17 protein-coding genes are annotated in these 25,857 nt (G+C 55.7%); 3 read left to right on the top strand and 14 right to left on the bottom strand.

Features of this window, described 5'->3' with window-relative positions:
- Window positions 1-78: 78 nt before the first annotated feature.
- Window positions 79-1,410, bottom strand: a complete 1,332-nt coding sequence (locus tag GT019_RS25540) for an ABC transporter substrate-binding protein (RefSeq protein ID WP_328804034.1) — start codon at window positions 1,408-1,410, stop codon at window positions 79-81.
- A gap of 262 nt (window positions 1,411-1,672) precedes the next feature.
- Here GT019_RS25540 and GT019_RS25535 point away from each other — a divergent pair, with 262 nt between their 5' ends.
- A complete protein-coding gene (locus GT019_RS25535; protein WP_161746270.1) occupies window positions 1,673-2,953 on the top strand; it encodes a Gfo/Idh/MocA family protein in 1,281 nt (426 codons plus the stop codon).
- A gap of 17 nt (window positions 2,954-2,970) precedes the next feature.
- On the opposite strand, the gene GT019_RS25530 is transcribed toward GT019_RS25535, so the two are convergent.
- The 4 genes from GT019_RS25530 to GT019_RS25515 all read right to left on the bottom strand — a co-directional run bounded on the left by GT019_RS25530 (window position 2,971) and on the right by GT019_RS25515 (window position 10,957).
- The gene (locus GT019_RS25530) at window positions 2,971-4,590 is read right to left on the bottom strand and encodes a response regulator transcription factor (RefSeq protein WP_161746269.1); all 1,620 of its coding nucleotides are present in this window, start codon (window positions 4,588-4,590) and stop codon (window positions 2,971-2,973) included.
- Window positions 4,591-4,593: 3 nt separating this feature from the next.
- Window positions 4,594-6,333 carry a sensor histidine kinase gene (locus tag GT019_RS32540; protein ID WP_161746268.1) on the bottom strand — a complete coding sequence of 580 codons (1,740 nt, stop codon included), beginning with the start codon at window positions 6,331-6,333 and terminating at the stop codon, window positions 4,594-4,596.
- Window positions 6,330-7,853 carry an extracellular solute-binding protein gene (locus GT019_RS25520; RefSeq protein ID WP_161746267.1) on the bottom strand — a complete coding sequence of 508 codons (1,524 nt, stop codon included), beginning with the start codon at window positions 7,851-7,853 and terminating at the stop codon, window positions 6,330-6,332. Before GT019_RS25520 ends, GT019_RS32540 begins: the two co-directional genes overlap by 4 nt.
- A gap of 185 nt (window positions 7,854-8,038) precedes the next feature.
- Entirely contained in the window at window positions 8,039-10,957 is a 2,919-nt protein-coding gene (locus tag GT019_RS25515; protein ID WP_161746266.1) for a DUF4832 domain-containing protein, read from the bottom strand.
- Window positions 10,958-11,266: 309 nt separating this feature from the next.
- On the opposite strand from GT019_RS25515, the gene GT019_RS25510 reads away from it, so the two are divergent.
- Window positions 11,267-12,805 (top strand): glycoside hydrolase family 31 protein, encoded by a 1,539-nt coding sequence (locus GT019_RS25510; RefSeq protein WP_161746265.1) that lies wholly within the window; start codon window positions 11,267-11,269, stop codon window positions 12,803-12,805.
- A gap of 133 nt (window positions 12,806-12,938) precedes the next feature.
- Here the strand turns inward: GT019_RS25510 and GT019_RS25505 are convergent, their stop codons facing one another.
- The 7 genes from GT019_RS25505 to GT019_RS25475 form a co-directional block, all read right to left on the bottom strand.
- Window positions 12,939-13,949 (bottom strand): LacI family DNA-binding transcriptional regulator, encoded by a 1,011-nt coding sequence (locus tag GT019_RS25505; protein WP_161746264.1) that lies wholly within the window; start codon window positions 13,947-13,949, stop codon window positions 12,939-12,941.
- Between the two features lie 225 nt (window positions 13,950-14,174).
- Complete coding sequence (locus tag GT019_RS25500; RefSeq protein ID WP_161746263.1) at window positions 14,175-15,629, bottom strand: sulfatase family protein; 1,455 nt, start codon at window positions 15,627-15,629, stop codon at window positions 14,175-14,177.
- 3 nt (window positions 15,630-15,632) lie between these two features.
- Window positions 15,633-17,195, bottom strand: a complete 1,563-nt coding sequence (locus GT019_RS25495; RefSeq protein ID WP_161746262.1) for a sulfatase-like hydrolase/transferase — start codon at window positions 17,193-17,195, stop codon at window positions 15,633-15,635.
- Window positions 17,196-17,210: 15 nt separating this feature from the next.
- On the bottom strand, window positions 17,211-19,358 hold the full coding sequence (locus tag GT019_RS25490) for an ADP-ribosylglycohydrolase family protein (protein ID WP_161746261.1): 2,148 nt from the start codon (window positions 19,356-19,358) through the stop codon (window positions 17,211-17,213).
- A 63-nt stretch (window positions 19,359-19,421) separates the two neighbouring features.
- Window positions 19,422-20,291 (bottom strand): carbohydrate ABC transporter permease, encoded by an 870-nt coding sequence (locus GT019_RS25485; RefSeq protein ID WP_161746260.1) that lies wholly within the window; start codon window positions 20,289-20,291, stop codon window positions 19,422-19,424.
- Window position 20,292: 1 nt separating this feature from the next.
- Entirely contained in the window at window positions 20,293-21,255 is a 963-nt protein-coding gene (locus tag GT019_RS25480; protein ID WP_161746259.1) for an ABC transporter permease, read from the bottom strand.
- 20 nt (window positions 21,256-21,275) lie between these two features.
- On the bottom strand, window positions 21,276-22,853 hold the full coding sequence (locus GT019_RS25475; protein ID WP_161746258.1) for an extracellular solute-binding protein: 1,578 nt from the start codon (window positions 22,851-22,853) through the stop codon (window positions 21,276-21,278).
- 504 nt (window positions 22,854-23,357) lie between these two features.
- Here GT019_RS25475 and GT019_RS25470 point away from each other — a divergent pair.
- A complete protein-coding gene (locus GT019_RS25470; protein ID WP_161746257.1) occupies window positions 23,358-24,569 on the top strand; it encodes a GGDEF domain-containing protein in 1,212 nt (403 codons plus the stop codon).
- A gap of 68 nt (window positions 24,570-24,637) precedes the next feature.
- Here the strand turns inward: GT019_RS25470 and GT019_RS25465 are convergent, their stop codons facing one another.
- Together GT019_RS25465 and GT019_RS25460 are read right to left on the bottom strand one after the other, a co-directional pair.
- The gene (locus tag GT019_RS25465; protein ID WP_161746256.1) at window positions 24,638-25,021 is read right to left on the bottom strand and encodes a DUF7674 family protein; all 384 of its coding nucleotides are present in this window, start codon (window positions 25,019-25,021) and stop codon (window positions 24,638-24,640) included.
- Between the two features lie 129 nt (window positions 25,022-25,150).
- Entirely contained in the window at window positions 25,151-25,609 is a 459-nt protein-coding gene (locus GT019_RS25460) for a DUF4830 domain-containing protein (RefSeq protein WP_161746255.1), read from the bottom strand.
- Between the last annotated feature and the right edge of the window lie 248 nt (window positions 25,610-25,857).

Below are 25,857 nucleotides of genomic sequence, written 5' to 3'. Positions count from 1 at the left end.
CTACCTCCCTTATTCATCATCGAAGGCATCCCATTTTCGGAATGCCTTCGACCTTCTCCGTTCCCCCTCGAGGAGGGCTTACTTGTTGTCCGCGATCGCTTGATTCATCATGGCCGCCACTTGCTTGGCGCCTTCTTCGATGGAGATCTTGCCGCCCCATGCCTGCGCCATGATTTCCGACTCTTTCGGGAACCACACCGGGTACGCCTTCGTGCCCGCCGGATATGGCGTCGCGTCCGCGGCTTGATCGATGAATACCTGCAGGTTCAGCTGCGGCTTCGATTGGACCCATGCCGCCTGCGTGTCTTTGAACGCCGGGATCGCCGCGCCCATTTGCGCCGTGATTTCGGCCGCGCGCTTGGAACCGAGGAATTTCAGGAACTGCCACGCTTCGTCCTTGTGCTTGCCGGACGCCGACATGACGTTGCCGAGACCGTTGATGATGTCGCCGCGCTTTGCTTTTCCCTTCGGCAGCGGAGCCCAGTTCCATTTGCCCTTGATGATGTCGCTGCCGTCGATGTCCGTCGTTCTCCAGTCGCCTTCGAAGATCATGGCGATTTTGCCGGACTTGAACATCTCGGTGGAATCCGTGTCCGTCATTTGCTGATGGCTCGGAGAAGCTTTATCGAGAATCATTTGGTACCGCGCTTGCAGCGCTTCGATGGATGCCGGATCGTCGTATCCGGATTTCGTGCCGTCCGCGGAAATGATCGAGCCGCCGTTCGCGAGCATGTCGTTCCAATAGCCGCCTTGCGTATCCATCTTGGCCGCGAAGCCGTAGATGCCCTTATCCGGCTGGCTCAATTGCTTCGCCGCTTCCGCCAGCTTCGCGTAATCCCACGTATCGTCCGGATACGGAACGCCCGCTTGGTCGAACAGCTCTTTGTTGTAGGCAAGGCCGATGGTATCGAAGTCTTTCGGAATCGCGTAGTTTTGGCCGTCGAGCTGATAGATGGAGCCCAGATTCGCCGCATAGTCGTCCATGTTGATTTCCCCGGCCTGCACCTTGTCGGTGATCGGCTCGAGGAACTTGCCGGACGCGTACTTCACGAATTGGCCGCTGTGCATCCAGAACACGTCGGGCAAGGTGCCCGCCGGAGCCGCCGCGGACATCTTGGTCCAATAATCGTTCCATGGAATGACTTCGACTTTGACTTTGATGTTCGGGTTCTCGGCCGTGAATTCTTTCCCGATCGCTTCCATGGCCGGCTGCTGCAGCTGATCCCAAATCGTATACGTCAGCGTAACGTTTTCTTTCGAAGCGCTTGCCGCATTGCCGCCCGCGGCGTTATTCGTCGTGCTTGACGCGTTGCCGCCGTTCGAATCGTTGCTGCCGCAGCCCGTAAGCGCCAATGCCGCGGCAACGGTCATGCCCACGCCGGAAAGCCAAGCTTTTTTGCGAAATGCCACTGTATTTCCCCCTCGTTTTATGGTGAGACGACAACGGCCCAAGAAAAATTGCGCGCATTTTTCCCGGCATTGTCCCGCAAGGCGTCCCCCTGCGCATTCATCATAAGACACGCGGTTGCAGGGGCGAAATGCCTCATTCTTAAGATTGAAACCCCATAATTAAGATGGGCTTTTCAAGCATGCGGGTTACCGTCCATAATGATTTTTGAATCAAGCCAACCCATGCATGCGCAGGCTTGCAAGCCTATGAGGAGGTCGTATCATGAAAAGAAAACCGTCGCTTGCCGTTATCGGCGCAGGGGCCAGGGGGTTGATAAGCTATGCGCCGTACTTCGCCCAATTCCCGGATGAGGCAGAGATCGCGGCCGTCGCCGAGCCGAACGAACAGCGAAGACACGCGTTCGCCGAACGATTCGGCTTGCCCGGCGAACGCGTCTTCACGACGTGGGAAGAGCTGCTTGACGGCCCTCGCATCTGCGATGCGCTGCTCATCTGCACGCAGGACCGGATGCACTTCGAGCCGACCATGGCCGCGCTGCGGAAGGGATATCACGTGCTGCTCGAGAAGCCGATGTCGAGCGATCCAATGGAATGCATCGCCATGACCGAGGCGGCGAGCCGATCGGGGCGCTTGCTTACGATCTGCCATGTATCCCGCTATATTCCGTTCTGGCAGCGGATCAAGACGCTCATCTCGGAAGGCGTCATCGGGGAGGTCGTGTCGGTCCAGCATAACGAGAATGTCGGTTACCTGCATTACGCCCACAGCTTCGTCAGGGGAAATTGGAGGAATGCCGAGCAGTCCAGTCCGATGATCTTGGCCAAGTCCTGCCACGACATGGATCTGATCCGCTGGCTCGTGGACGCGGATTGCGTGCGCGTCAGCTCCTTCGGCTCGTTAAGCCACTTTCGCGCGAGCAACGCGCCGGAGGGCGCGACGGACCGGTGCACGGACGGATGCGCGGCGGAAGCGGCTTGTCCGTATTCGGCCATGCGGTTTTATGCGCAGGATCCGGAAGCCAACCCCTTCGCGGCGCTCATCGCCGACCCGCCGACGCTGGAGAATCGGATGAACGCCATCCTGACGGGGCCCTACGGCAAATGCGTATACCGCACGGACAACGACGTCGTCGATCATCAAGTGGTGAATCTGGAATTCGCGGGCGGCGCAACGGCGATGTTCAGCATGTGCGGATTCACGCGCGATATCAACCGCATCGTGCAGATCATGGGAACGAAAGGAGAAATTCGCGGGGACTTGCTGAAGGAGGAAGTCGATCTGTTCGAATTCGCCGGCGGCAAACGCACCGTGTACCGAACCCCAAGCGGCGATAGCGGACACCACGGGGGAGATGCGGGTGTCCTGCGCCAATTTTTGTCCGACTTGCGCGAAGAACGTTTCGCCGGCTCGTTGACGTCGGCGGAAGCTTCGCTCGAAAGCCATTTGATGGCTTTCGCGGCCGAAGACTCCCGTTTGCGCCAAGGCGAGGTCGTGGATATGCGAAGCTTTCGTTCTTCGTTGGCCGCCGCCGACCGGGCTTGAATGCGGTTCAGGGCGGTTCAGGGCAGACCGTTTTTATACTCTTGCGGCGTCATGCCGTAGCGGGTTTTGAACAGCTTGATAAAGTATTGCGGCTTCTGGTAGCCCACCTCCTGCGCGATCCGGTTGATTTTATAGTCCGTCCGTTGCAGCAGTTGCAGCGCCAAGTCCATCCTGACGCGCAGGACGTGGTTCGAGAAATTGTCTCCCGTCTCGGTCTTGAACAAATTGGACACGTAGACCGGGTGCAGATGAACATGGTCCGCCGCCGACTGAAGCGTGACGTCCTTGACTTGGTCGTTGACGTAACGGATGACGCGGTTGATCAACTCGTGGCGGAAGCGGTTGGACAGGCTTCCGCTGTAGGTTTCCAATTGCCGCAAGCTCCGAAAGGACCATTCCCGCAACGGCTCGATGCTCCAGCCGGCATCGAGCTTCAGCATTTTCTCGGCTTCGCGGCCGTAGATATCGTAGAACCGCTTCCCTTTCTTGTGCACGTAGTAGGAGAACGCCTGCATGATGGTGACGTATGCTTCGAAGACATGCTCCCGCGTCTTGTTCTCCCGCTGCTCCAGCTCCTCGAATACGCGCTTCATCTTCGCTTCCGCGGCACTCCATTGCTCGACCTCCAGCAGCTGCATGAACGAAGGGCTGGCGTACAGCTCGGATAACGGACGGATCTCCTCCACGCTCCGCTCCTGCAGGTCATGGAAGAAGCTCTCCGTCTGAAAGCCGATAAAATCCGTGAACAAGGAAAGCGAATTACGATACGCGGCGGGTACCTCGCGCGGAAACGCGCTCCAATTGCTCATCACGAGCGAAACCTTGATCTTCAGGAACCGTTTGATCTGATGCTGCACGAGCCGGGCCAGCCTTTCCGCTTCCTCCATCCATTCCTTGTCGGCGCCCTCGGACGGCTGCTTCGGGCGGATCAGGAACACCATATACCCGTAATCGTCCTTGCAATGCCAATTGTGATAGCGCGGCGAGAATATCTCGTCCGCGATGTTCGTGAGCGCGTATTCGAGCAGCGACACGCTGTACAGGTCCGTCCCGGCGAAATCCTCCTCGATGCGCATGCACAGCATCAGAAACGGATTCGTTTCGTCGAACGCCAGCCCGTACAGCCGCAGCTTCTCGTTCAGCTGGGACAATGGCGGCAATTTGCCCGCAAGCAGCTCCTGCAGCAGCGACTCCCGGAGCTTCGGCAAGCTTTCCCGGAACAAGTACGCCAGCTTCTGCTGATTGACCAGCGCCTCCCCTTCCCGCTGCAGCTCGCCGATCAACGCGCGAATCGTCCTTTCGAGCTCCTCGTTCGAAACGGGCTTTAACAAATAATTGCAGATGCCTTGGCGAATGGCTTCTTGCGCGTACTGGAACTCGTCGTGCCCCGTCAGGATGACCGATTTGATCTTGGTCCATTTCTCCTTCACGACGGATACCAGCTCAAGTCCGCTGATCCCCGTCATTTGAATGTCGGTCACGATCAGGTCGATGCCGTAATAATGCAGCAGCTCCAGCGCTTCTTCCCCGGAATACGCCTTATGCACGGCGCTGATGCCCATCTCCTCCCAAGGCAGGGCGTTCGCCAAGCTGTCCACCAAATGCGTATGATCGTCCACGATCAATATTTCGTACACGCGCTATGCCTCCTCTTTCGATTCCAATTCGTCGTATTGCGCCAGCCACGTCAATTCCGCGTGCAAGCCGCCCCATTCGGACAAGCGGAGCGAGAGCCCGGAGCTCCTGCCGAACAACAGCATCAGCCGCTGGTGAACGTTCTGCAGGCCGGAATCGATCTGGTCGATCAGCGCATTGCGAATCTTCGCCTGCAGCGCTTCCAATTGCGCCGGGGCGATGCCCGGTCCGTTGTCTTCGACCGAGAGCCGCGCGATGCCGGTCTCCTCGAGCGTTCCCCGGATGCGGACGGCCCCGTACCGCACCGGCTTTCTGAACGCATGCAGGATCACGTTCTCGACCAAGGGCTGCAGCGACAAGCGGGGAATATTCATATTCAGCATGGCCGGGTCGATGTCGATCTCGTATTCGAAATCGTCCGTCAGCATGCAGTGGATATCCAAATAATTGACGACCAGCTCCTGTTCTTCGCGCACGGTCGCCAAGCTGCGGCTGAGCTTGGTCGTATAGCGGTAATACTTGCTTACGTTCATCGTCATCGACACGGCGGCTTCCTTTTCCCCCAGCTCCACCATGCTCTTGATATAGGCCAGCGTGTTATACAGGAAATGCGGATTGATTTGCGACTGCAGCTGCTTTACATTCGCTTCCTTCGTCCGGATCTGTTCCTTCAGCACGTCCTCGATCAGCTCTTCGATTCGCTCGGCCATGGAGTTGAAGCGATGATACAAGTAACGGAACTCCCCTTTCGGGGGATCCTTCATCCGGCTCGTGTAGATGCCTTTCTCGATGAAATTCATGCCCTGCAGCAATTTGCGGAATGGAATGCGGATGCTTCGGTACAGGAGGAAGCCGAGCATGCAGGCCATGAACAGCATCATGCCGCTGATCGCGTAGAACATCGTCTGGTTCCGGTCGATCGGCGCCATGATGGTGCCGATCGACACGTAGTCGACCAAATACCAGCCGAGCGACGGAATCATCTCCATGTGCACCTGGTAATCGCCGCCGCTCGTGCGAATCTGCAGCGGCCCGAAGCTGCCCTCTGCGCGATTCGGGCTTAACGCCGGAAGCATCTCGCGGATCAAGGCCTGATTCGCCGTATAGTTGAAGATCGGCGAATAGCCCGGTCGGTATAGGAAGGGATCCTCCAAGCCGTTGCCCTTCATCTCGGACAGATCGCTTTTGATCTCGCCTTCGTCCACCTTCGCGACGACCGTCAGGTCCGCCTCTTCATCCTTGGCGTTTTTGGCCGGACTTGAGATCGTCTCGATAAAATAAGCGTCGCCCTTCGCATTCGCCTGGTAGCTCCAAAACCCGTCTTTGTCCGGAAGCGCGGCCGGCATGGCGCCAAGGCTCGAATTGCTCTTGATAATCATCCCCGTCTTCGGGTAAACGACCGCGACGATCCCCTTCCGCCCTCCGTAACCAGCCAGCCGATTGATCTCTTCGGACACGGTTTTGAGCGTGCGAAAATGGAGCAGATCATCATCGCCAAGCAGGTCCGGATACGCCAGATTGCGAACCTCCGTGCTTTCGTACAGCATCTTTTGGTAGGAGTCGAATTGGGCGAACATCTGGCCGAGTTGGCCGACGAACGTTTCGACCTGCGTGCGCTTCGCCTTCACGATCTCTCCGGTCAGCACGCTGGAGCTCGTATGGTTCGAGTACGCGTACAGCGCAATGATCGGCGTGAGCAGCAGCAGGAGCGCAATCACCATATTCGTGAATATGCTGGATTTCACCTGGACGCCTCCCGGCTCGCGGGGACGGGCTGGTCAGCCCGAAAAGCCGCGTATTGTCGCTGAAGCTCGTCCCATACCTTGTCGTAGCCGGCTTTCTTGAGCGCATCCATGGCGCCGGCGAATTGCTTGTCGTAGCCGACGATTCCCATATTGAGCGGGACGAACTTCTCGTTATAGACCGCGAGCACCCTCGCGTACGCCTTCTTGACCGCTTCCTGGTTGAAGTGGAAGCCGAATAGCCGGGAAATCTTCGCGTTATCGTCGTTATGCAGCATATCCTGCACGACGGAGTCGTCGACGCTGGTCGTCGCCATGAAATAATTTTTGTTCCGCCACATCCACTCGTACATGAATTGGTCGTTCGTCAGCAGCTCGATTTTGCCGTTCAAGGTGCGATAATCCTTGCCCTCCACGCCGTAAATGATGAAATTGTAGTGCTCCTTGCTCTGCAGGATCCAATTCATGAACTGCATGGCCCGTTCCGGATGAAGCGCCTTCGCCGGAATCATGTACGCTTCGTTCGAAGGCGCCACGATGTATTTCGGCTTCTCCGGGGACAGGTAATACTCCCGAAGCTTGGCGCTTGCGTCCGCCTTCTGCACCGTTTGCAAATTTTCCATCGCCCGCGAGACGGCGCCGACGCGGAACAGCAGCTTGCCCGCGTCCTCCTGATCGATATTCGCGGCCAGATTGCCGATGAGACGCTTGTCGATCAGCCCCATGTCCACCCATCGCTCGCGCACCTGCACGACCTTTTTATACAAATCGGATTCCAAATAATTGACGAGCTCTCCGGTATTTTCGTTCACGGCGAACATCTGATTTTCATCCAGGAACGTAAACGGCTGATCCGACAGCTCCCGCCACAGGACGTCTTGGCCGCGGTCGTTCTCCAAGTACCCGTAGTAACTCGGATCCTTGGCGCGCATCTTGGAATAAAACGCTTCCAAATCCGCGATCGTCCGAATCTCCTTCATGCCGACCGACTCCAGCAAATCCTGACGCACCATGACGGACGTGAACTTCCCTGCGGAGGTAAACGCTTGGGAAGGAATCGCCCACAGCTTACCGTCCATCTCGTCCAGCTTAAAGTTGTCCGCCGGGATGTTCGCCGTCAAATCCTTTCCGTACGTTCGAAGGAGCGCGTCGAGCGGCTGTATGTAACCGTTCGCCTTGTAATCCGACACGAACGGCGTGCCGTACCAGAACAAATCGTAACTTTCTCCGGTGGACAGCGCGAGCTCGAGCTTGGATTGATAATCCGACCAGGGAATGTACGTCATCTCCAGCTTCAGGTTCAATTCCCGCTTCAATCGCGCGTTCAGTTCGTTATCGACGAATTCCCGCATGCGCGCGGATTCGTCGCCGGGCATGATCATTCTTAACGTGACATAGGGCTGCGTCGCGCCCGCGAAGTCCTCGCTCGCGGAGTCTTCGACCGCCCCTCCCTTGCAGGCCGAGCTCAGCGCAGCGACGGCGAGCATCAACGCCAGCGCGAATATACGTCTCTTTCTATGCATTCCAGGCAGTCCTCCCCCGATTGACGACAGACAACTTCAAGATACCACGGCTGCCCGAATAATTGAACCTCTGGACCTACATGCGGAAGCGGGGGTTCGCCCGCTTGCGATAATTGGCACGGGAATCGGTAAAAGGCTCCCCCTCGTCGGTCAAAACCGGAGGGGAGCCTCTTCAGCGATAACCGCTATTCGAACCGGATCTCGTCGATCCACACCGTCCCGGCGCTGCCGTGCCAGAACGACATTTGCAATTGTCCCGGCGCAGCTTGGTTGACGCCGTTCGCCGCCAAATCGATCGCGATATCCTTGTAAGCCGTCGTTACCGTATTCCCGCTGAAGGCCCCAAGCGTCTTCTCCACGCCGCCAAGGACAAGGTGAAACTGGCTTTCTTCGCCGCCCGCCGCGCCTTTGATCCGCACGATCAGCTTGCTGTATCCGGCGATGCTCTGCGTGACGTCGCTGCCTAACCAGCCGTCATTGTTGTACTGCAGCTTCACGGCGCCATTCTCGATGACGCCGGCGTTGTTCGCGAATCCGTTGGCGCCCGTCCATTTGCCCAGATCGTTGCTGCTCGGCCAAGCCGGCGCATTATCGAAGTTGTCCAGCAGCAGCGACGCGACGCCTCCGGACGTGTTCGTCGTGCCGGATGCCGAGCTGCTGGATGCCGATACGTTGCCCGCCGCGTCCTTGGCCTTCACGGTATAGCTGTACGTCGTGCCGGATGCGAGCCCGGTATCGGTATAGGTCGTTGCGGCGGTTGTTCCCGCATACGTGCCGTTCCGGTAAACGTCGTAGCCCGTTACGCCTACATTATCGGTCGAAGCGCTCCAGCCGAGCGCGATGCTGCTCGTCGTCGCGGACGTCACGGCGACGTTCGCCGGCACGGTCGGCGCCTGCGTATCCGCCCCGCCGCCGCTGCCGGTGTTCAGCTGGATCCGGTCGAAGTCCGGCGCCCAGCCGGTCGCATTCGAGAACTTGATCGTATTGTTTCCTGCTGCGAGCTGCACGGAAGTCGTCACCGTCCCCACCGTGCTCCAGCTGCCCGTACTCGGGAAGCTCACGGTGGCGGCCGCGCCGCCGCCCACGCTGAGCTGCGCCGACCTCGCCGCATCTCCGTTCAAGTAGGAAATCGTCAGCGAATACGTGCCCGCGGCCGGAGCGCTAATGCCGCCGAATTGCAGCGTGCCGCTATTGTTGCCGACATATCCGACTTTCGAGCCCCCGGAGCATGTGCTGCATGCCGCCGTTGCCGCACCGCCCGCAAGCGTATTCGCGGCGGACTCCGCTTCATACGTCACGCTAGTGCCCCCGCCTGCGGCAGCCGACGTCGTTACGGTCACGGCATTGCTGGCGGTCGATGCGTTCCCTGCTGCATCCTTGGCTTTCACGGTATACGTATAGGCGGTCTGCGCCTGCAGTCCCGTATCCGTATAGGTGGTTCCCGTGGCTGAACCCGCGTAGCTGCCGCCCCGATAAATATCGTAGCCGGCGACGCCGACGTTGTCCGTCGACGCGGACCAGCTCAAGCTGACGCTGCTTGCCGTTTTTCCGGTCGACGCCAAATTCGAAGGCGCCGTCGGAGCCTGCGTATCGCCGCTGCCTCCGCCCGTTCCGCCGTCGTAAGCGCCGCTTTGCAGGCTGTAGCCCAGCGTGTTGTCCGACTTCAGGCTGGCGAACGTGCCCAGGTTCTGATTGGCCGGGTCCATGCCGATGCCTACCTTGCCGATCGGCGTTCGGCCGCCCGCGTAATAGTTCGTATTGGCGAAGCGGACGCTCGGCTTCCAGCCCGACGGATCGAGAATGGACAACGCCAGCGTGTACGTGCCGTTCGGCACGCTCGACGGGATGGTGAACGATCCGTTCACCGTGTTCGTTGCCGGCGCTTGGTTGTACGCGCGAGTCGTGCTGTTCCAACTCGTGCCGGGCAGCCAATTCCGCACATCGCCCTGGAACAATCCCTTCCATGCGACGCTGCCGTCGCTGTTCAGCAGGCTCGCCTCGACGGGCCAATTGTAATAGAACGGCGACGAGCCTTTGTTGACGACCTGGAACGAGACGTTCATCGTGCCTCCGGGCGTCACGTTCCCGGTGAACGTGGCCTGATTCAACACGAAACGGTAGCCGAGCATCTTCTGCATCGCGGTCGCTCCCGCTTCGACGGATGAATTGCTCGCGTTATAGTCCGATATCCAGCCCAAGCTGGACGTATGCGTGTTCATGATCCAATCGATGACGTAGTTCGTATGGGAGACGCTGCCGAGCGTGCCGTCCGGACTGCCGCCGAGATTCGACTGATCGCCCCAATCGTACGCGACCTCGCCGCTGTTGATCTGCGTCCGCCATGTATCGCGGGCGATCTCCCCGTTGCCCCCCGCGGCATCGTCGGGCAAAGCGAACGAATCCCATTGAATCCCGAAGTTGTACGCGGTGAACGTCTCGGGGTAGCGCACGAGCACCTTCTTGTTGTGGAAGGCCGCCGTGTACGCATCGCCCAGCGCCGTTTGGAAGCTGAGCGGAATGCGGTCCGTGCCATCGGCGAATTTGTTCGGATAGATGTGGGTTTCGCCCCAGTTCCCGTATAGGCCGAGCTCGACGAACGCCACGCGGGGATCGTTGTCCCAGGCTTGCCCGAGCTTGCCGATGAACGCGACCAGACGGGATTTGAGCGTCTCCGACAGCCATTGGTTCACCGGATCTCCGTGGGTCACGCCGTTCGGCCAGAACTCCCCGGTTCCCGGGTACACGATGACGACGCGCGGCACGACCTTGATGTTCTTGTTCTCGATGCCCGCCCAAGCGGTATTGCTCCAATCCTTGATCTTCTGCACCGAATCCGTCGCGTCCGTCTCGAGATCCGTGTACTTGATGTACTGCTTGTAAATATCCGCGTATTCCCGGTCGGAAAATGCGCTCTCATTGATGTACCGGGACGGCCGAAAGCCCATGATCGGATTTTTGAACGCTTCCGGCGATTCCGTCAAGCTTACCGTAATCGGCCCGATCGCGGCATGCGCCTCGCCTCCCGTGCCCGTTCCTCCTCCCCACCACATGCATGCGGACAGCGCCGCCGCGCACAGCATCGCTCCTGCTTTTTTTCTTCCCATCATTCTCCTCCTCGGCTTTTGGATTCTCTCTCATTCTGTCATACGGGGAGATGGCCCGCGATGCCGAGAATTTAAGAAAAACGACAACATTTTAATGCAGTCGCGTTATCCGGGTAATGGCGGTAAACGATTGGCGCGGAAGACAGCGCGAGCGTGCGGGGCAATGCGGAGCGTGCGGTCCGATGCCTCGATTTTAAGATTGCCGCCCCATACTTAAGATCGTCTTTGCAGGAGCCGAACGACGCTGCATAATGGTAACCGAAGGGGATGCCTCCCCGAAGGAACCGCATGGACAAGGAGCGCTTAGACATGGATGCGATCGAACTGAAGAGATTACCCGGCGAATACTGGTGGGGCGGCGTTATCAACGACGGCGTCTGCATGCCGTATGGGGATGCGCCGTATGCGCGAGACCTCAGGAACACGGACGACAACCAGGCGTCGCCGTTATTGCTGTCCAGTCATGGACGTTACGTCTGGAGCGAAGAACCGTTCGCGTTCCGCATCGACGACGAAGGATTGACGATCTATCGCGCGGACGCACGCGTCACTGTCGAGGAAGATCACGCCTCGCTGCAAGGCGCCTATCTGCATGCTTGCCATGCCCATTTCCCGCCAACTCGACTCATGCCCGACCCGCTGGCCTTTCTGGCTCCGCAGTACTGCACGTGGGTCGAGATGTTCTATGAACCGACGCAGGAGAAAATCATCCGCTACGCGGAATCCATTCTCGCCAACGGCATGCCAGCCGGCATTCTGATCATCGACGATAACTGGATGCGCGATTACGGCATGTGGGACTTCGACAAGTTCCGGTTTCCCGATCCGAAGGCGATGGTCGATACGCTGCACGGGATGGGATTCAAAGTCATGCTATGGGTCTGCCCTTACGTCAGCGCCGATTGCACGGCATACAAAAAGCTGCTTGCGAACGATTTGCTGATGAAAAGCATCGACGGTAGCCCGCTCATTCGACGCTGGTGGAACGGGTACAGCGCCGTGGTGGATTATACGAAGGAATCGGGGGCGGCTTGGTTCAAAGCGCAATTGGACCGGCTGATCGACCGGTATGGCATTGACGGCTTCAAGCTGGATGCCGGCGAGCCGATACTCCAAGATGCGGGAGACGTCCTGCAGCCGGTCGCATGGAGCCGGCCGATGAGCGCCATGGAAGATTGCGAAGCGTACGCCCGTCTCGGCATCGGCTATCCGCTAAGCGAGCTTCGCATGTGCTGGAAGCTCGGCGGACAGCCGCTCATCCAGCGCCAACGGGACAAGCATCATTCCTGGGACCGGCACGGGTTATCCGGGCTCATTCCCAATGCGGTCGCCCAAGGGCTGCTGGGATACGCGTATAACTGTCCGGACATGATCGGCGGGGGGATGGACGGGGACATCAACTCCCCCGATTATCGCTTCGACGGCGAGCTGTTCATTCGATATGTCCAATGCTCGGTTCTGTTCCCCGTCATGCAGTTCTCCATGGCGCCTTGGCGCGTGCTGCGGGACGACGAGCTCGCGTGGTGCCTGGATGCCGTTCGTCTAAGAACGACGCTCGGACCGGAAATCGCAGCGCTTGCGCGCCAAGCCGCGGAAGACGGTCAGCCCATGCTGCGCAGCATGGAATTCTCGTATCCGCATCAAGGTTATGCGAAGATTCAAGACCAATTCATGCTGGGCGATCGCACCTTGGTCGCGCCGGTGCTGGAGAAAGGCGTAACGTCGCGGATCGTGCGTTTTCCCGAAGGCCGTTGGATCGGAGACGACGGAAGCGCTGTCGCGGGTCCGGTCGAAATGCGCGTGGAGGCACCGCTGTCTCGCCTGCCATGGTTTCGCAGGATGGCCTAACGGATTCGAATGATTCGGACGCCGCCTCGCTGACCCGGTCCATAGGTATAGAAAAAGAGATTGTCCGCGTTTCGGGCAATCTCTTTCGCATGCATTAGAATACTCTTTCTCGAGCGGGCCGCGAGCGACGCCCCTACATCTGCTTGACGGTGGATTCTCTCACAATCAGCCGAGGCTCCAAGACGATTCTTTCATAGGCTTTGGATTCCTCGCCGATACGAAGGATCAGCTTCTCCACCGCAATGCGACCCATTTCCGCCACTAGATTTGAAACTGAACTCAGTTTAGGGGTGGTCAGCGTACACCATGGAATATTGTCGATTCCGACTACAGCCACATCCTCCGGCACACGCAAGCCAAGACCAATCAGACCTTGCGCGACTCCAATGGCCACGAGATCATTGGCTGCGAACACCGCATCCGGTTTTTCATTTAAATGGTAAAAATAACGAGCCGCCTCGAGGCCGGTATCGATGGCCAGCCGTTCGCCGGTATACACTAACGAACGATTGAAATCGATAAAATGAGAAGCCAGCGACTGCACGTACGCCGTATAGCGGTCTCCGCGATGCAGCGTCGTATTTCCGGCAAACGCAATTCGCCTTCTGCCGATGCGAATCAGATGATCCATCGCCAAGTATCCTTCGTTTTCACGAAGCCCGACCCAGTCTGCCGGCATATCCTCCGGGTAATTTCCAATCAAGGCAACGGGGACGGCTGCTTCTTTGATAACCTTCGTTAACGTTTTCGGATGGCTGATCGACAGCAGGACGATGCCGTCCACGCGCATATCGCTTGCTTCCTTGATGACCGCAAGCTCCTCGGACGGATTACCGTAATGATTAATCAGCACTAGCCGAAAGTTATTCTCTTTTGCCACTTGTTCGGCAGCCCAAGCGAGTTCCGGGTAGTAGGGATTGCGAATATCGTCAATGGCTAACGCAATTTGCCGGCTCAGTTTGGTCTTCAAGCTTCGCGCCGTGATATTCGGCGTAAAGCCGAGTTCTTCAATCACCCGGTTCACTTTTAATTTGGTATACGGTTTGACGCCGGTAACATTATTGATAATGCGAGAAACAGTCGATTTGGAAACCCCCGCCTTTCTGGCGACGTCGTCAATCGTTACTTTAGGCTTCGTCTCCAATTGCCGCCCCCCTTCCGAACCAAATTTGCGTTTTATTCCATGCCGCTTTCAGGATATCTTAGTTGAAATCTTTTTCGCTTATCGGCTTGATATCGCTCGATAATTGGATAGGCTATTATACCCATAGCTGAAAGAATAACAGTTCGCTCATAAGGTTACAACGAATAATTTAACCGCTTGCCTTGCGATCGGCCGGACGAATGCTCCATTGTGCCGTTACCGATCCTATTCCATTTCCGCGATAACCGTCGATGGCCATTTTGGCGATTGGTCGAGATAGCCTCGCGGTACATGTTCCGTCTCGTCGTAGCGCACCAGGCGGCCGCCATCAAGCGCTTCGTCTAGTCCGTAACCGCTGTAATAGGCCTTCATTTGTTCCCGGCATTCCCGGCACAGCTCCGGATGCTGCGCCGAGACGTCGTTGAACTCGTCCGGATCCGCCAGCAGATCGAACAGGTTCTCCTTGCCGCCGTTGGCATGGTAAATGTATTTGTACCGATCCCAGCGCAGCATCGTCTTGAACAACCGGCCTCTGCCGATCTCCGCAAAAATTTTCTCGCGCGTGGGCTGCCCCCGCCGTCCGGCCGCAGGCAGCAAATCCACGCCGGAGGAAGCGTCCGGCACCTTTCCCCCGGCGGCGCTGACGAAGGTGGCGTAAATATCCTGCAGCAAGGCAAACTGGTCCCTCCGCTCTCCCTCGGGAAGCGTTCCCGGCCAACTGACGATCATCGGCACTTTGGCGGACATCTCATAATAGGTCCGCTTGCCGTACGAATAATGGTCGCCCAGCATCTCCCCGTGATCCGCCGTAAACACGATCAGCGTGTCGTCGATCAAGCCGCAGGACTCCAGCGTATCCAGAATTTTGCCGATCTGCTTATCCAGTTGCGTAACGCAGCCGTAATAATAAGCCCGCATCTTCAGCTCGTCCTCGCGGCTGAGGCTGTCGATACCGTTCACTTTGTAGTCGTTCATGACGTCGATCCACGCGTCATCTGACGTCCGTTCATGCTCCCGGCGCTTTGGCGGCGGCACCTGGTCCGGCGCGTACATCGTGTCATAAGGCACGCACGGATCGAACGGCGGATGCGGCTTGATGAACGAAGAGAACAGGAAAAACGGCCGGTTGCGGTTCTGCCGAATGACGTCGCATGTCGTATCCGCCGTCCAGGCGCTCGTATGCAGATGCTCGGGCAGCTCGGAGATTTGCGGAACGTAATAAAGCTCGCTTCGTTTGCCGTGCGGTTCGATCACATGGCCGTAGCCTTGCGCCCGCAGAAACTGCAGATATTCGTCGTCGTCGAAGTGGGACGGGACCTCCTCCGACAGCAGCATCCGGTTGAAGCCGTAATGCCGGCGCGCCGGGTGAAAATGCATCTTCCCGACCGCGCACGTGTGGTATCCCTGCTGGCGGATCAGCTCCGGCAGGGGAGCTTCGATCTCCCTGGACAAGCCCTCGTTCTTGAGCAGACCGATCTCGAACGGATTCAGCCCGGAGATCAGGCCATGCCGCGCAGGCACGCAAACAGGCGTCTGGCTATAAGCCTGATCGAAGACGACCCCCATCCGGGCCAACCGGTCGATATTGGGCGTTTGCACAAGCTCGTTGCCGTAGCAACCGAGCACGTCGTAGCGCAATTGATCGCACATGATAAGGAGCAGATTCGGTTTTCGGCTCATCGCTCATCGTTCCTCCTTCGTCCAGATACCGGGCGCGCCATCCCATTGCGGGAATTCCGGCTCGTCTTCGAACACGCCTCGCTTAATCAATTCCTTGCATTCGGGATCGGTCATCGTCAGCGTATAATCTTCGCCGTTCGGGCCGATTAAGCCCAAATCGCGCTTTGCCCGCAGCGACACCGCCTCCGGATCGACGATCTCCCGCAGCAGCGCCTCCATCCGATCGAGCAGATCGCGATACTGCTCGTCCTCGGCCAGATCGCGCATCTCCTTGGGATCCTCCTTCAGGTTGAACAGCGACGGGCGGTCGTTCACGTAATACGTGTACTTGAAGCCATCCTTGACCAGCATGTACCAATCCTGTTTGAAGAAGTTGCCGTGATATTCGGAGAAGGCATAGTCGGGACGACCCGGCTGCTCGCCGCCTCGGAGAAGCGGAAGCCAGCTGTTTCCCGGGCGGTCCGCCTCCGTCTCCAACTCGGCGATCTCCATAATCGTCGGATAGAGATCGACCAATGTCACAGGCTGATCGATGCGCTGCCCGCGGGGCAGACCCGGCCCCTTGACGATCAGCGGCACGCCGACCGAGCCGTCGTAACTGCACTGCTTGTAGAACAGGCCATGCTCGCCCAAGTTTTCGCCGTGATCCGACATGTAGATGATATAGGTATTGTCGTAAAGGCCTTGCTCCTTCAGCTCCGCGACGATTCGGCCGATATTGTCGTCCAGCGCCGTAATCATCCCGTAGTAGGCGGCGATGACATTGCGCAGTTCAGGCTCGGTCAGCTGTCCGAGGCCGAGCGCGTCTTGCATGTTGCGCACTTGCGGATGCAGGCCGTCATTCGGGAACAGCGCGTCATGCGGCATGACCACCTTGTCCGGGTAATACAGATCGTAATAGCGCTGCGGGACTTTATAAGGCCAGTGCGGAAACATGAGACCGACATACATGGCCCACGGCTTCCCATCGCCGTCCGTTCCATTGCTCTTGCGTTTGATAAAATCGATCGCCCAATCGGTGACGACCCGATCGTGGTCATAGAAGCCGAGATCTTGGTTATAACCCGTGTCGCCGTCCGTGATGATATCCTCGCGCACGCCCGCGTTCAGAATGTTCTGCCGCTTGTCCGCCCGCACATGCCCTTCCAAACGCGAATAAAGCGGCGTCGTGCGCGGGTACGGCTTGAACGAGGGCCGCTTCTTGATAATCTTGTATTCGCTGAAGCCGCCGTCCTGATAGTCGCCGCAGAAATCCATTTTGCCGAACATGGCAGACGTTATGCCCGTCTCGTCCAGCTTGCGCGACCAAGTCATCTCCTCGCGATCGAGCGGGCAGCCCAAGAACCAGCTGTCGATCTGATTCGGATATTTGCCCGTGATGAAGCTCATCCGGCTCGGCGTGCAGACGGGACAGTTGCTGTACGCGCGCGTGAAATGGGCGCCGTCCGCGGCCAGCGCGTCGAGATTCGGCGTCTGGATAAAGGGATGCTCGCGGTATCCGCTGATAAGAGGGTGATGCTGGTCGCTGCAGATGACGACAATATTAGGCTGTTTAGACTGGCTCATAGTCCTGGACCTCCTCTAAGCAAGTGATTGACCGGAGACCGAGAAGCTCCGATAATGCGTGCGGCTGCCTTCCGCGTTCGAGAATCCGACCATGCCGGACAAGTAGGGACGATCATCGTCGATATAGTCTAGAAGAAGCACGCCGTTCACCGCGATTTGAAAATGATCGCCCTTCGCCTGCACCGAGACGGTTGCGGCCCTCCCGATTTGCCACTCGGAAGCGCACTGGCTCAATACGCGGTAGCCGTTGTCGTTCTTGTACAGCGCAAGCCTGCCGCCCGGCGCAAACCCGACCGCGTAAGAGCGGATGCCGCCCTGCACGCGGAAGTTGATCCGGTGGTGCTCGCCCAGCTTAGGCACGACCACGGCTTCGAACGTATAATCGTCCCACGACAGCTGGCCGGTATAACATTCGGCCGGCTCTCCGAAGTAGCTTCCGCTGAGCGCGCCATCCTCCAGCGTCCAGATCCCCCGCAGATAGGTCATCTGGCTGACCTCGATGTGCAGCCCGTTCCACTTCTCCAGCCGTTCCCGGGCAAAGTCGACCGCATAGGCCGGCTCGCCGCCGAACGCGACATCGTCGATGTACACGACAAGACTCGGACCGTGCGCTCCCTTGCCGTCCAGCGGGGTCAGCTCGATGCCAGCTTGCTCCAGACAAGCACCGCTGAGGAAAGGAATGGAGAAGCGCAGGGACGTCCAGCGACCGGCGGTCAACTGTGCGGCTTCCCCGTAATAGTAGGCGTTCTCGTTGCCGTCTTTGGCATAGAGGCGAGCCTGCACCCGCTGATCGGCTGGTCCCGGCAGCAGCACTTGGGCTTCTATCGTCTGACCGGGATATAGAATCGGCGAGAAGCCCGGGTCGTAACGACTGTCGTCGAAGTCGTGCGGGCGATAGTAAGTTTGGTGAAATACCCGGTACGCGCAACCGCCTTGCACGCTATCGAACGCAACCTTCAGCGACCTGTCGCCGGTAGCCGACGCCTGCGTCGTGTTCTCGATCCACCCCGTTACCGGCAGGGGGTCGTTATGCTCCAACCGGAACGCGTGCGTCGAACCCGGGTATTCGAAGTGAAATCTCGTCCCTCGATCCGCGAGAATGCCGGCCCATTTGCCCGGCGGCTGCTCGCCCTGAAGCTTATAGCCGATTCGAGCGATATAGGCTGCGCACCATGGGATATCGAGAATGTTCAGCGAACCGATGACGCTTGAGCAGCAAAGAAAGTCGTTGATCGGGCGCCTCCACTCATCGCCGATCGCATCGATTCCTCCCCGAACGCCCATGATCGTCGCCACATTGCCTACATTGCAGTCCGTATCCCAGCCGCACATGTTGCAAATGTTGATCGTTCGGGAGAAGTCGCCTTCGCCGTACAACAGCGACAAGATCATCGCGGCCGAATTCGGGATGATGTGGCAGTGCCCCGGATACTTGTCGTAGCCGTAATTTTCCTTGATGAACTGGAACGCGTCCCTCCAGTTATCCGGATACGCTTTGTAGAATTCGATGACCGCGCGCGTCACGTGCGCATATTCGCAATCCTCGGGGATGACCGCCAGACCGCGCGCGATGATTCGCTCGATGTCCTGTTCGGCAAAGGCGGCGGCGATGCACGCGGCAATAAACATCCCGCCGAATTTGCCGTTTCCATCATGCGATACGGAGGCGCTCTTGTCCGCGAACTGCGCAGCCAGATCCGGCCGTCCCGGGGCGATCAGCCCCCATGTATCGATGAAGATCTGGCCGCCGATCTGCTCGGCAACGGCAACGCCGTTCTGCTCTATGGAGCCTGAGCGCGGCGCCATGATGCCGTTCTTTAAATTCAGGTAGGCCGTGTGCTCCGTGGACTTGCCGTAGCCTCCCCACCAATAGAAGCCGTGCCCGTCCGGGGCGTAATTAAGCCAGGTCAGCCCGATCTGCTCCGCCGTAATGTCCGTGCCGCACGCGTAGTCCTCGAGCGCCCGCAGGAAAAAAAGCGGCCCGTTCGTGTCGTCGTCCGCCGCGAAATTCTTGAAGTCGTGCAAATAGCCGGTGATCTCGCCGAACGCGCGTTGAATCCGCTCATACGTCCAATTCTCGATGTTGCCGCCGTGCCTGACGCCGATCACCTTGGCAAGCCAGCCCGCATATACCCGCTCGATATAATCTTCTTGAATGGCCATTAGAATGGTACCTTCCTTTATTCAGAGTCGTCTGCTTCGTTTGCCTGATTCCTCTTCTCGCCGTTATCCCTTCACAGATCCCATCAACATGCCTTTGTTGAAATATTTCTGCAGAAACGGATACACCGCGATCAACGGCACCGCTGCAATGACGATCGCCGCCATCTTCACGCTGGGACTGTATTCGAACGCGCCCGATACGTTCTCCATGCTGTCATTGGCTTCGTTCATCATCTGACGCAGGAACACCTGCAAAGGCCATTTGTCGGAATCGTTCAAATACAAGACCGCGTTAAAATAAGCATTCCAGTTCTGTACGGCATAGAACAGCGTGAAAGTAGCGACCGCCGGCAACGAGAGCGGCAGCACGATGCGCCCGAACAACCGCCATTCGCCGCAGCCGTCCATGCGCGCCGCCTCTTCCAGCTCGAGCGGTATGTTCTGAAAGAAGCTGCGCATCACGATCAGATGAAACGGCGCGATTGCGCCGGTCAGATAGAGGGACCAGTAGCTATCGATAAGATGCAGGCTCTTGACGACGAGATAGGTCGGAATAATACCGCCGCCGAACAGCATCGTGAAGAGCACCATCAAGTTGAGCGCTTTTCGGCCTTTCAGCCACCTCTTGGACAGGCCATAAGCCATCAGCGAGGTAAACGACATGTTGACGATCGTGCCGAGGACGGTGATGTGAACGGCATTCAAGAACGAAGTCATGAATTGACGATTGCTCATGAGATAGCCGTACGCATTGATCGTCCAGCGATGGGGAAATACGAAAAATCCCCGTGACACGATCTCTTCTCTCGGCGCGAAGGAAGTCGTGACCACGTACAGGAAGGGGAACAGGACGATTAACATGCTGACCAACAACATGCCGGTCGTCAATACCGTAAAGATCGGTTGGCTTCCGCGGGCATTGAACCTTCTCATGCTAGTAAACCCCCTCTTGACCGAACACTTTGGTCAACCGATTCGCAAGCATGATCAAAACCAGTCCGATGACCGACTTGAATACGCCTACGGTCGTCGAATAGCTGAAATTGCCCTGCAGCACGCCATTACGGTAAACATAGGTATCGAAGACATCGGCTACGCCTAAATTGACCGGGTTTTGGATCAGCAGGATATGCTCGAAACCGAGGTCCAGCACCTGACCGAGCCGAAGAATAAATAAGATGATCACGGTCGATTTCAGCGCCGGAAGCGTAATGTGCCATACCTGTCTCCAGCGGCTGGCGCCGTCGACCACCGCGGCTTCGTACAGCATCGGATTAACGCCGGCCAGCGCCGCCAAAAAGATGATCGCGCTCCAGCCGGATTCTTTCCAAATATTTTGCAGCACGTACAAGGCACGGAAATAGTGCGAGTCCGTTAAAAACTCGATCCGCTGAAAACCAAGGCTCTCAAGCAAATTGTTGATGCCGCCGTCCTGCGTAGCGAACAATACGACGGTGATGTTGACGACGATGACCCAGGACAGGAAATGAGGCATATAGATGATCGTTTGCACGCTTTTGCGGAACCATGATCTGCTTACCTCGCTTAACATGATGGCGAGAAGGATTGGCGCGGGAAAGAACAAAATCAAATTCAATCCGCTTAGGATCAGCGAGTTGCGGAGCAGCATCCCTAAGTCCGGATCCGTCAGCAGCCGGTGGAAATTATCCAATCCGGTCCATGGACTATTCAGAAATCCAAGAAACGGATCGTACTCTTGAAATGCGATCACAAGACCGCCCATCGGAATGTACCTGAAGATGACGAAATACAGAAAACCCGGCAAAATCATCACATAGATCGGAATTCCGCGGATCCAAGCCGAGGAGCTTCTGGACCTTGCGACAGATGAAGAAGCAGTCGACTCGACTGCTTCCTCCTTTATTTCCATCCTCATGTTGTTCCTCCTCTGAGGCGTTATTTCTGAGTTGCTTGGTAAGCGTCATTGTATTCCTTCGTCATTTGATCGCCGCCGTCCTTTTTCCACTGCGCCACCGCTTGTTCGATGTCGCCGATCGGCTGATCGCCCATGATGACTTTGATCAGCGTTGCCATAAACTTCTGGTCGATGGTCGTCCCGATTTTGGTAGCCGTCGGCGATTCCAGCCCTGCCGCCGCGTCTGCCCATTTAAACGGCTCGTTGTTCTTGAACCATTGATCGACGTTGCTAACCGTCGTGGGATCGTCCCACAGATGGATCTGGGTATGCAGATCAAATCGACGAAGCAGCAGCGTGGAGATTAGATTGGCGCCGTCCTGGTCGAAGGCATCCAGCTTAACGTACTTGTCGCCGTCCTTCTTATAGTCGGCCCCTTCGACGCCGCTTTTCGTCAGAACGTCGCCTTCGTCGGACAAGAAGTAGTTAAACATCTCGAGCAAGCGATCCTGCTTATCCTTATCGATCTTGGCGTTGATGACTATCTTCTGCGTGATGGAATTCGTCGAAGTTCCCTGCAAGCCCGTCGGTCCCTTCGGCGGCAGCAGCTGCACGGTTTCCGCGTTCGGGTCGACTTTCTTCAGCTTCGGAACGATCGCTTGATAGAAATTGTTCGGCACCACATCATCGATGCCGACCTTGCCCGCCGTCTCGTACTTGTCCTGCGGATCCTTTACTTTGTTGATCGCGAAGTCCTTGTCCAACACGCCTTCCTTGTAGGCCTTATTCAAGAAGGTCGCGAAATCCTCGAGCTCTTTGGTTTGCGTGTGCCAGCTGATCAGCTGGCCGTCCTTTACGCCCCAGTTATTAACCAGACCAAAAGCCGCTTTGATCGGATCGATATGCTTGAAATCCGTCTTATTCTGAACCAGGGAAGCCGAGAAGCCATACGTATCAGCCTTGCCGTCTCCGTCCGGATCTTGCGTAGCGAAGGCCTTGGTTACGTCGTAAAACTCGTCAATCGTCGTCGGCATCTGCAGTCCAAGCTTATCCAGCCAGTCCTTGCGGATGCCAAAGGAGGTTTGCGTCTCGATTTGATAATAGGGAAGACCGTAAATCTTGCCTGGCGGATTCATGAATTGCAGCGATTCTTTACCGCCCAAATATTGCGACAAGTTAGGGTACTGGTCGATGACGGGAGCCAAATCCAGGAACACGCCTTTGTCCCGCCATTTCAGGTAGTCCGGCTTCTGTACCAGGAAGGCGTCGGGGAAGTTGCCGGCGGCGGCCAGCACGTTTAACTTCTCTTCGTAATTGTCCTGTGAGATCGCCTGGAATTTCAGGTTGACATTGAATTTCTGGTTCAGGAACTGAGCAATCGCACTGTCGTTTGACCAATTCGCGCCGCCATAGCTGATGGTCAAAATGTCGATATCCAGTTTCTTGGATTGATCGGCCTTATCGGAATCCGGTTCGGACGACTGTTCGGACGACGGCGCCGTGCTATTCGTATTTTCCGAATTAACCGCATTAGTCTTGCTGTCGTTCGAATCCCCGCAACCCGCAATCGTCCCCATGGCAAGTACTGCCGCAATAGAAATCGGAAGCCATCTCTTCATTACAAATTCCTCCACATGAACATAATAGTCGTTCGATATAAGTTGATAGGATAGGTTCTTAAGCATCCGCTAGTGAATCCGCAACGTTTTGAAACAAAACTGCAATTATGGAACCGGTTCGATTTTTATCTACGCATCATTTCCCTACTCCATGCTGTTAATCAGCAATAGGACTTTGCCAATAAAATAAGCGGATCTCCGGTTGGCCGGTCAACAATGATAAGTAGATAGTTAATAATTCCGATAGAATTATATGGATTATAGTAACAAGTTGCCCCTATGGCGTCAATAGCTTTTTATCGCGGCATTGAGGATCCTTGCAGATAACAGTTCCAACGATTTGCGTTCTCTTCTACGCTCTCCGCGGAGTTGAGCATAAACTTTGAGTTGTCGATAGAAAGAAGAGCAGCTTAAATTCTTATGGGAAATGAGCCACGCTGCGAAGGATTTGTTATAATCTGAGTGAATGATCAATGGATACTCCTACTTAAGCAGGTGCACAACATGAATTTATACTTAGACTCACACACGATTATCATAGCGCTTGGAATCGGTTATTTAGTGGCTTTCGTTCTGGCTAGCTCATATTGGCTGGACCGCTCCAATCTCGCATCGATCAATAGTTACTTCGTTGCGAAATGCTTGCAAATTATATCCTGGTTTTGTATGGCGCTTCGGGGAGATACCATTCCGGATTTTCTCTCCATCAGTTTCGCGAACTCGATTCTATTGATTGGCACTTCCCTTGAGATGGTAGCCCTCTTGAATCTTCATAAACCGATTCGGCTGAAGATAAAGAAAATGTATGCACGCTTAACGGCGTGCGGCATCGTCGGCTTTCAATTGCTCCTCCTCTTGCACAACAACGAAGATATGCGAATTGCCTATATCACTTTCGTAACCGCGGCAATCCTGATGCCGGCCTATCGGCTCGTTCTGGACCGAGCCGCAACTGTACTCATGAGAGTCACGGGCAGTCTCTATCTACTTGCAATGCTAGCTTTCATGCTAAGAGGGATAATCGCCTTACGGTTCGCGGAAACGGCCAGCTTCTTCATTCCGGGAATCTTTCAATTGATTTCGTTATTGGGTATCTTTCTGCTCACGGTTCTGGGGAGCACGGCATTTGTATTGTTATTGAAGGAGAAAACCAATCAAGAATTAGTCCATTTAGCCAGTTATGATGATTTGACAGGCACGCTGAATCGCAGAACGTTTTCAATCCATGCGAAGCTGGCTCTTGCGCATTATGCGAAGAAGGGGAAGCCTGTATCTTATCTGCTTTTCGATATTGATTGGTTCAAAACCATTAACGATACCCATGGTCACCACGTCGGCGATCTGGTATTGCAGGATCTAGCCTCGCGGATCAAGCGGAATTTGGGCAACGAGGATTTGTTTACTCGTTATGGAGGAGACGAGTTTGGTCTGATGCTCCCAGGAAAGAATGAAGCCGAGTCCACCGAACTAGCCGAGCGGATTAAACAATCGCTACGCGGTTCATTCGGCGAAGCTCCGCCGGTACCTTATACAATCAGCATGGGCGTGCTCACTGTAGTGCCGAATAAGTTCACACAGCTTGAGACGCTATATACGACTTGTGATCAAGCGCTTTACGCAGCTAAGAGTAATGGAAGAGATGGCCTATCCCGCAACCGATCCGAACAATTCCCGCATCAGACGCGGGGGAATCATGAATTATTTACCTCCAAATAAGCCGCCGGTGTCCGATGAAAATAAAGTCGTAGACTGTCTCATGTTGTTGAGCTATCGTGCCCGTTCGTTCAAAGATTTGGTCTCCAATTCATCATTCCGTTCATTTCTTTAAGGGTTTCCCGTCCCATTAACTTTATCGCATTTGTCCGAATGACAGGTTTCTCTTCATAAGCTAACCACTCTGCGATTTCTATCGCCGCGAGTGTTCGAACATCATCGTGCTTACTTTGCATCATTATCTCTATAAAATCGGAAATCCGTTTTAACACGGGGGTTTGCCAATCATTTTGAAGAATTTCTTCCATGGTTGGAACGACAACGAAACCAAAGACCACATATGGCAGGTAGTCATCGAACCACATATACGTATTTTCAGCGTAGAGTGGCTTTAGTTCAGGTATTGTAATTAAGAGTTCTTCTATAACAGTGATGTACACCATTTCATTTGCCATGCTCACAATCTCCTTATCGGCATAAACCTGTCGTCAAGCGGATCGAGTTGACAGCAATCTGCTGTCGTTGTATTCTCGTACCCGTTTAGCGTAATTCCCCAAATATATGGTCGCTTATCTAAAAAACTTTCATATTACATCCTCTTTATTCATCATAGGTCTGGTTGGGCCAGGGATAGTCTTATATGTGTAGTTATCTTCCTCGAGCACGGATTGATTTAATACCAGATAGGCTGCGATTATTTTTCCTTCACTTTCAAATAAGTGACAGGTTATCTCATTATAATTATTTATGCTTTCGTTAAGTATGTACTCCGTCTCAATGACTTCTTTATCCACATATGGACTTAAATCAAGATTTGCCTTTGTTTTTAAATCGTTCGCACGTTCCTGATAGGAAGCCTTTAAGGTACCAGCACCAAAATTCGTGTCAGCATGAAATTGTCGTATTGTCCAACCGTATTGTTCAATAAACTGTTTATGAGCTAATGGAAATGACTGCTTATCTTCTGGCTCATTTGATTTACATCCAGTTAGAATAGCGAAGCATAATGCAAATAAAAGCAACATCACATAATCTTTTTTCATGTGCATGCTCCTTCCCTCTCATCACATGATGTAGAAATCCGTTCCCTTCCTGTGAATTCACTCCAACCTATCTTCAAATGACGCATAAAGTTGATGTGAAGTTGCGTTAGACTGCCCTTTAGTCATAATGAACGAGGCGGCCCCAATCGCTTAACGTAGGTTGCATGTGGATACAATGTGTAGTGGATTCTACTTAAAACCATATGCAGAGCTACATTCGAAAGGAGCCGTTACTATGAAGGATTTCA

The sequence above is a fragment of the Paenibacillus glycinis genome, from assembly GCF_009909185.1.
GTDB classification, from domain to species: domain Bacteria; phylum Bacillota; class Bacilli; order Paenibacillales; family Paenibacillaceae; genus Paenibacillus_Z; species Paenibacillus_Z glycinis.
The sequence above is the reverse complement of the archived record's forward strand: the minus strand, read 5'-3'. Positions and strand labels throughout refer to the sequence as shown.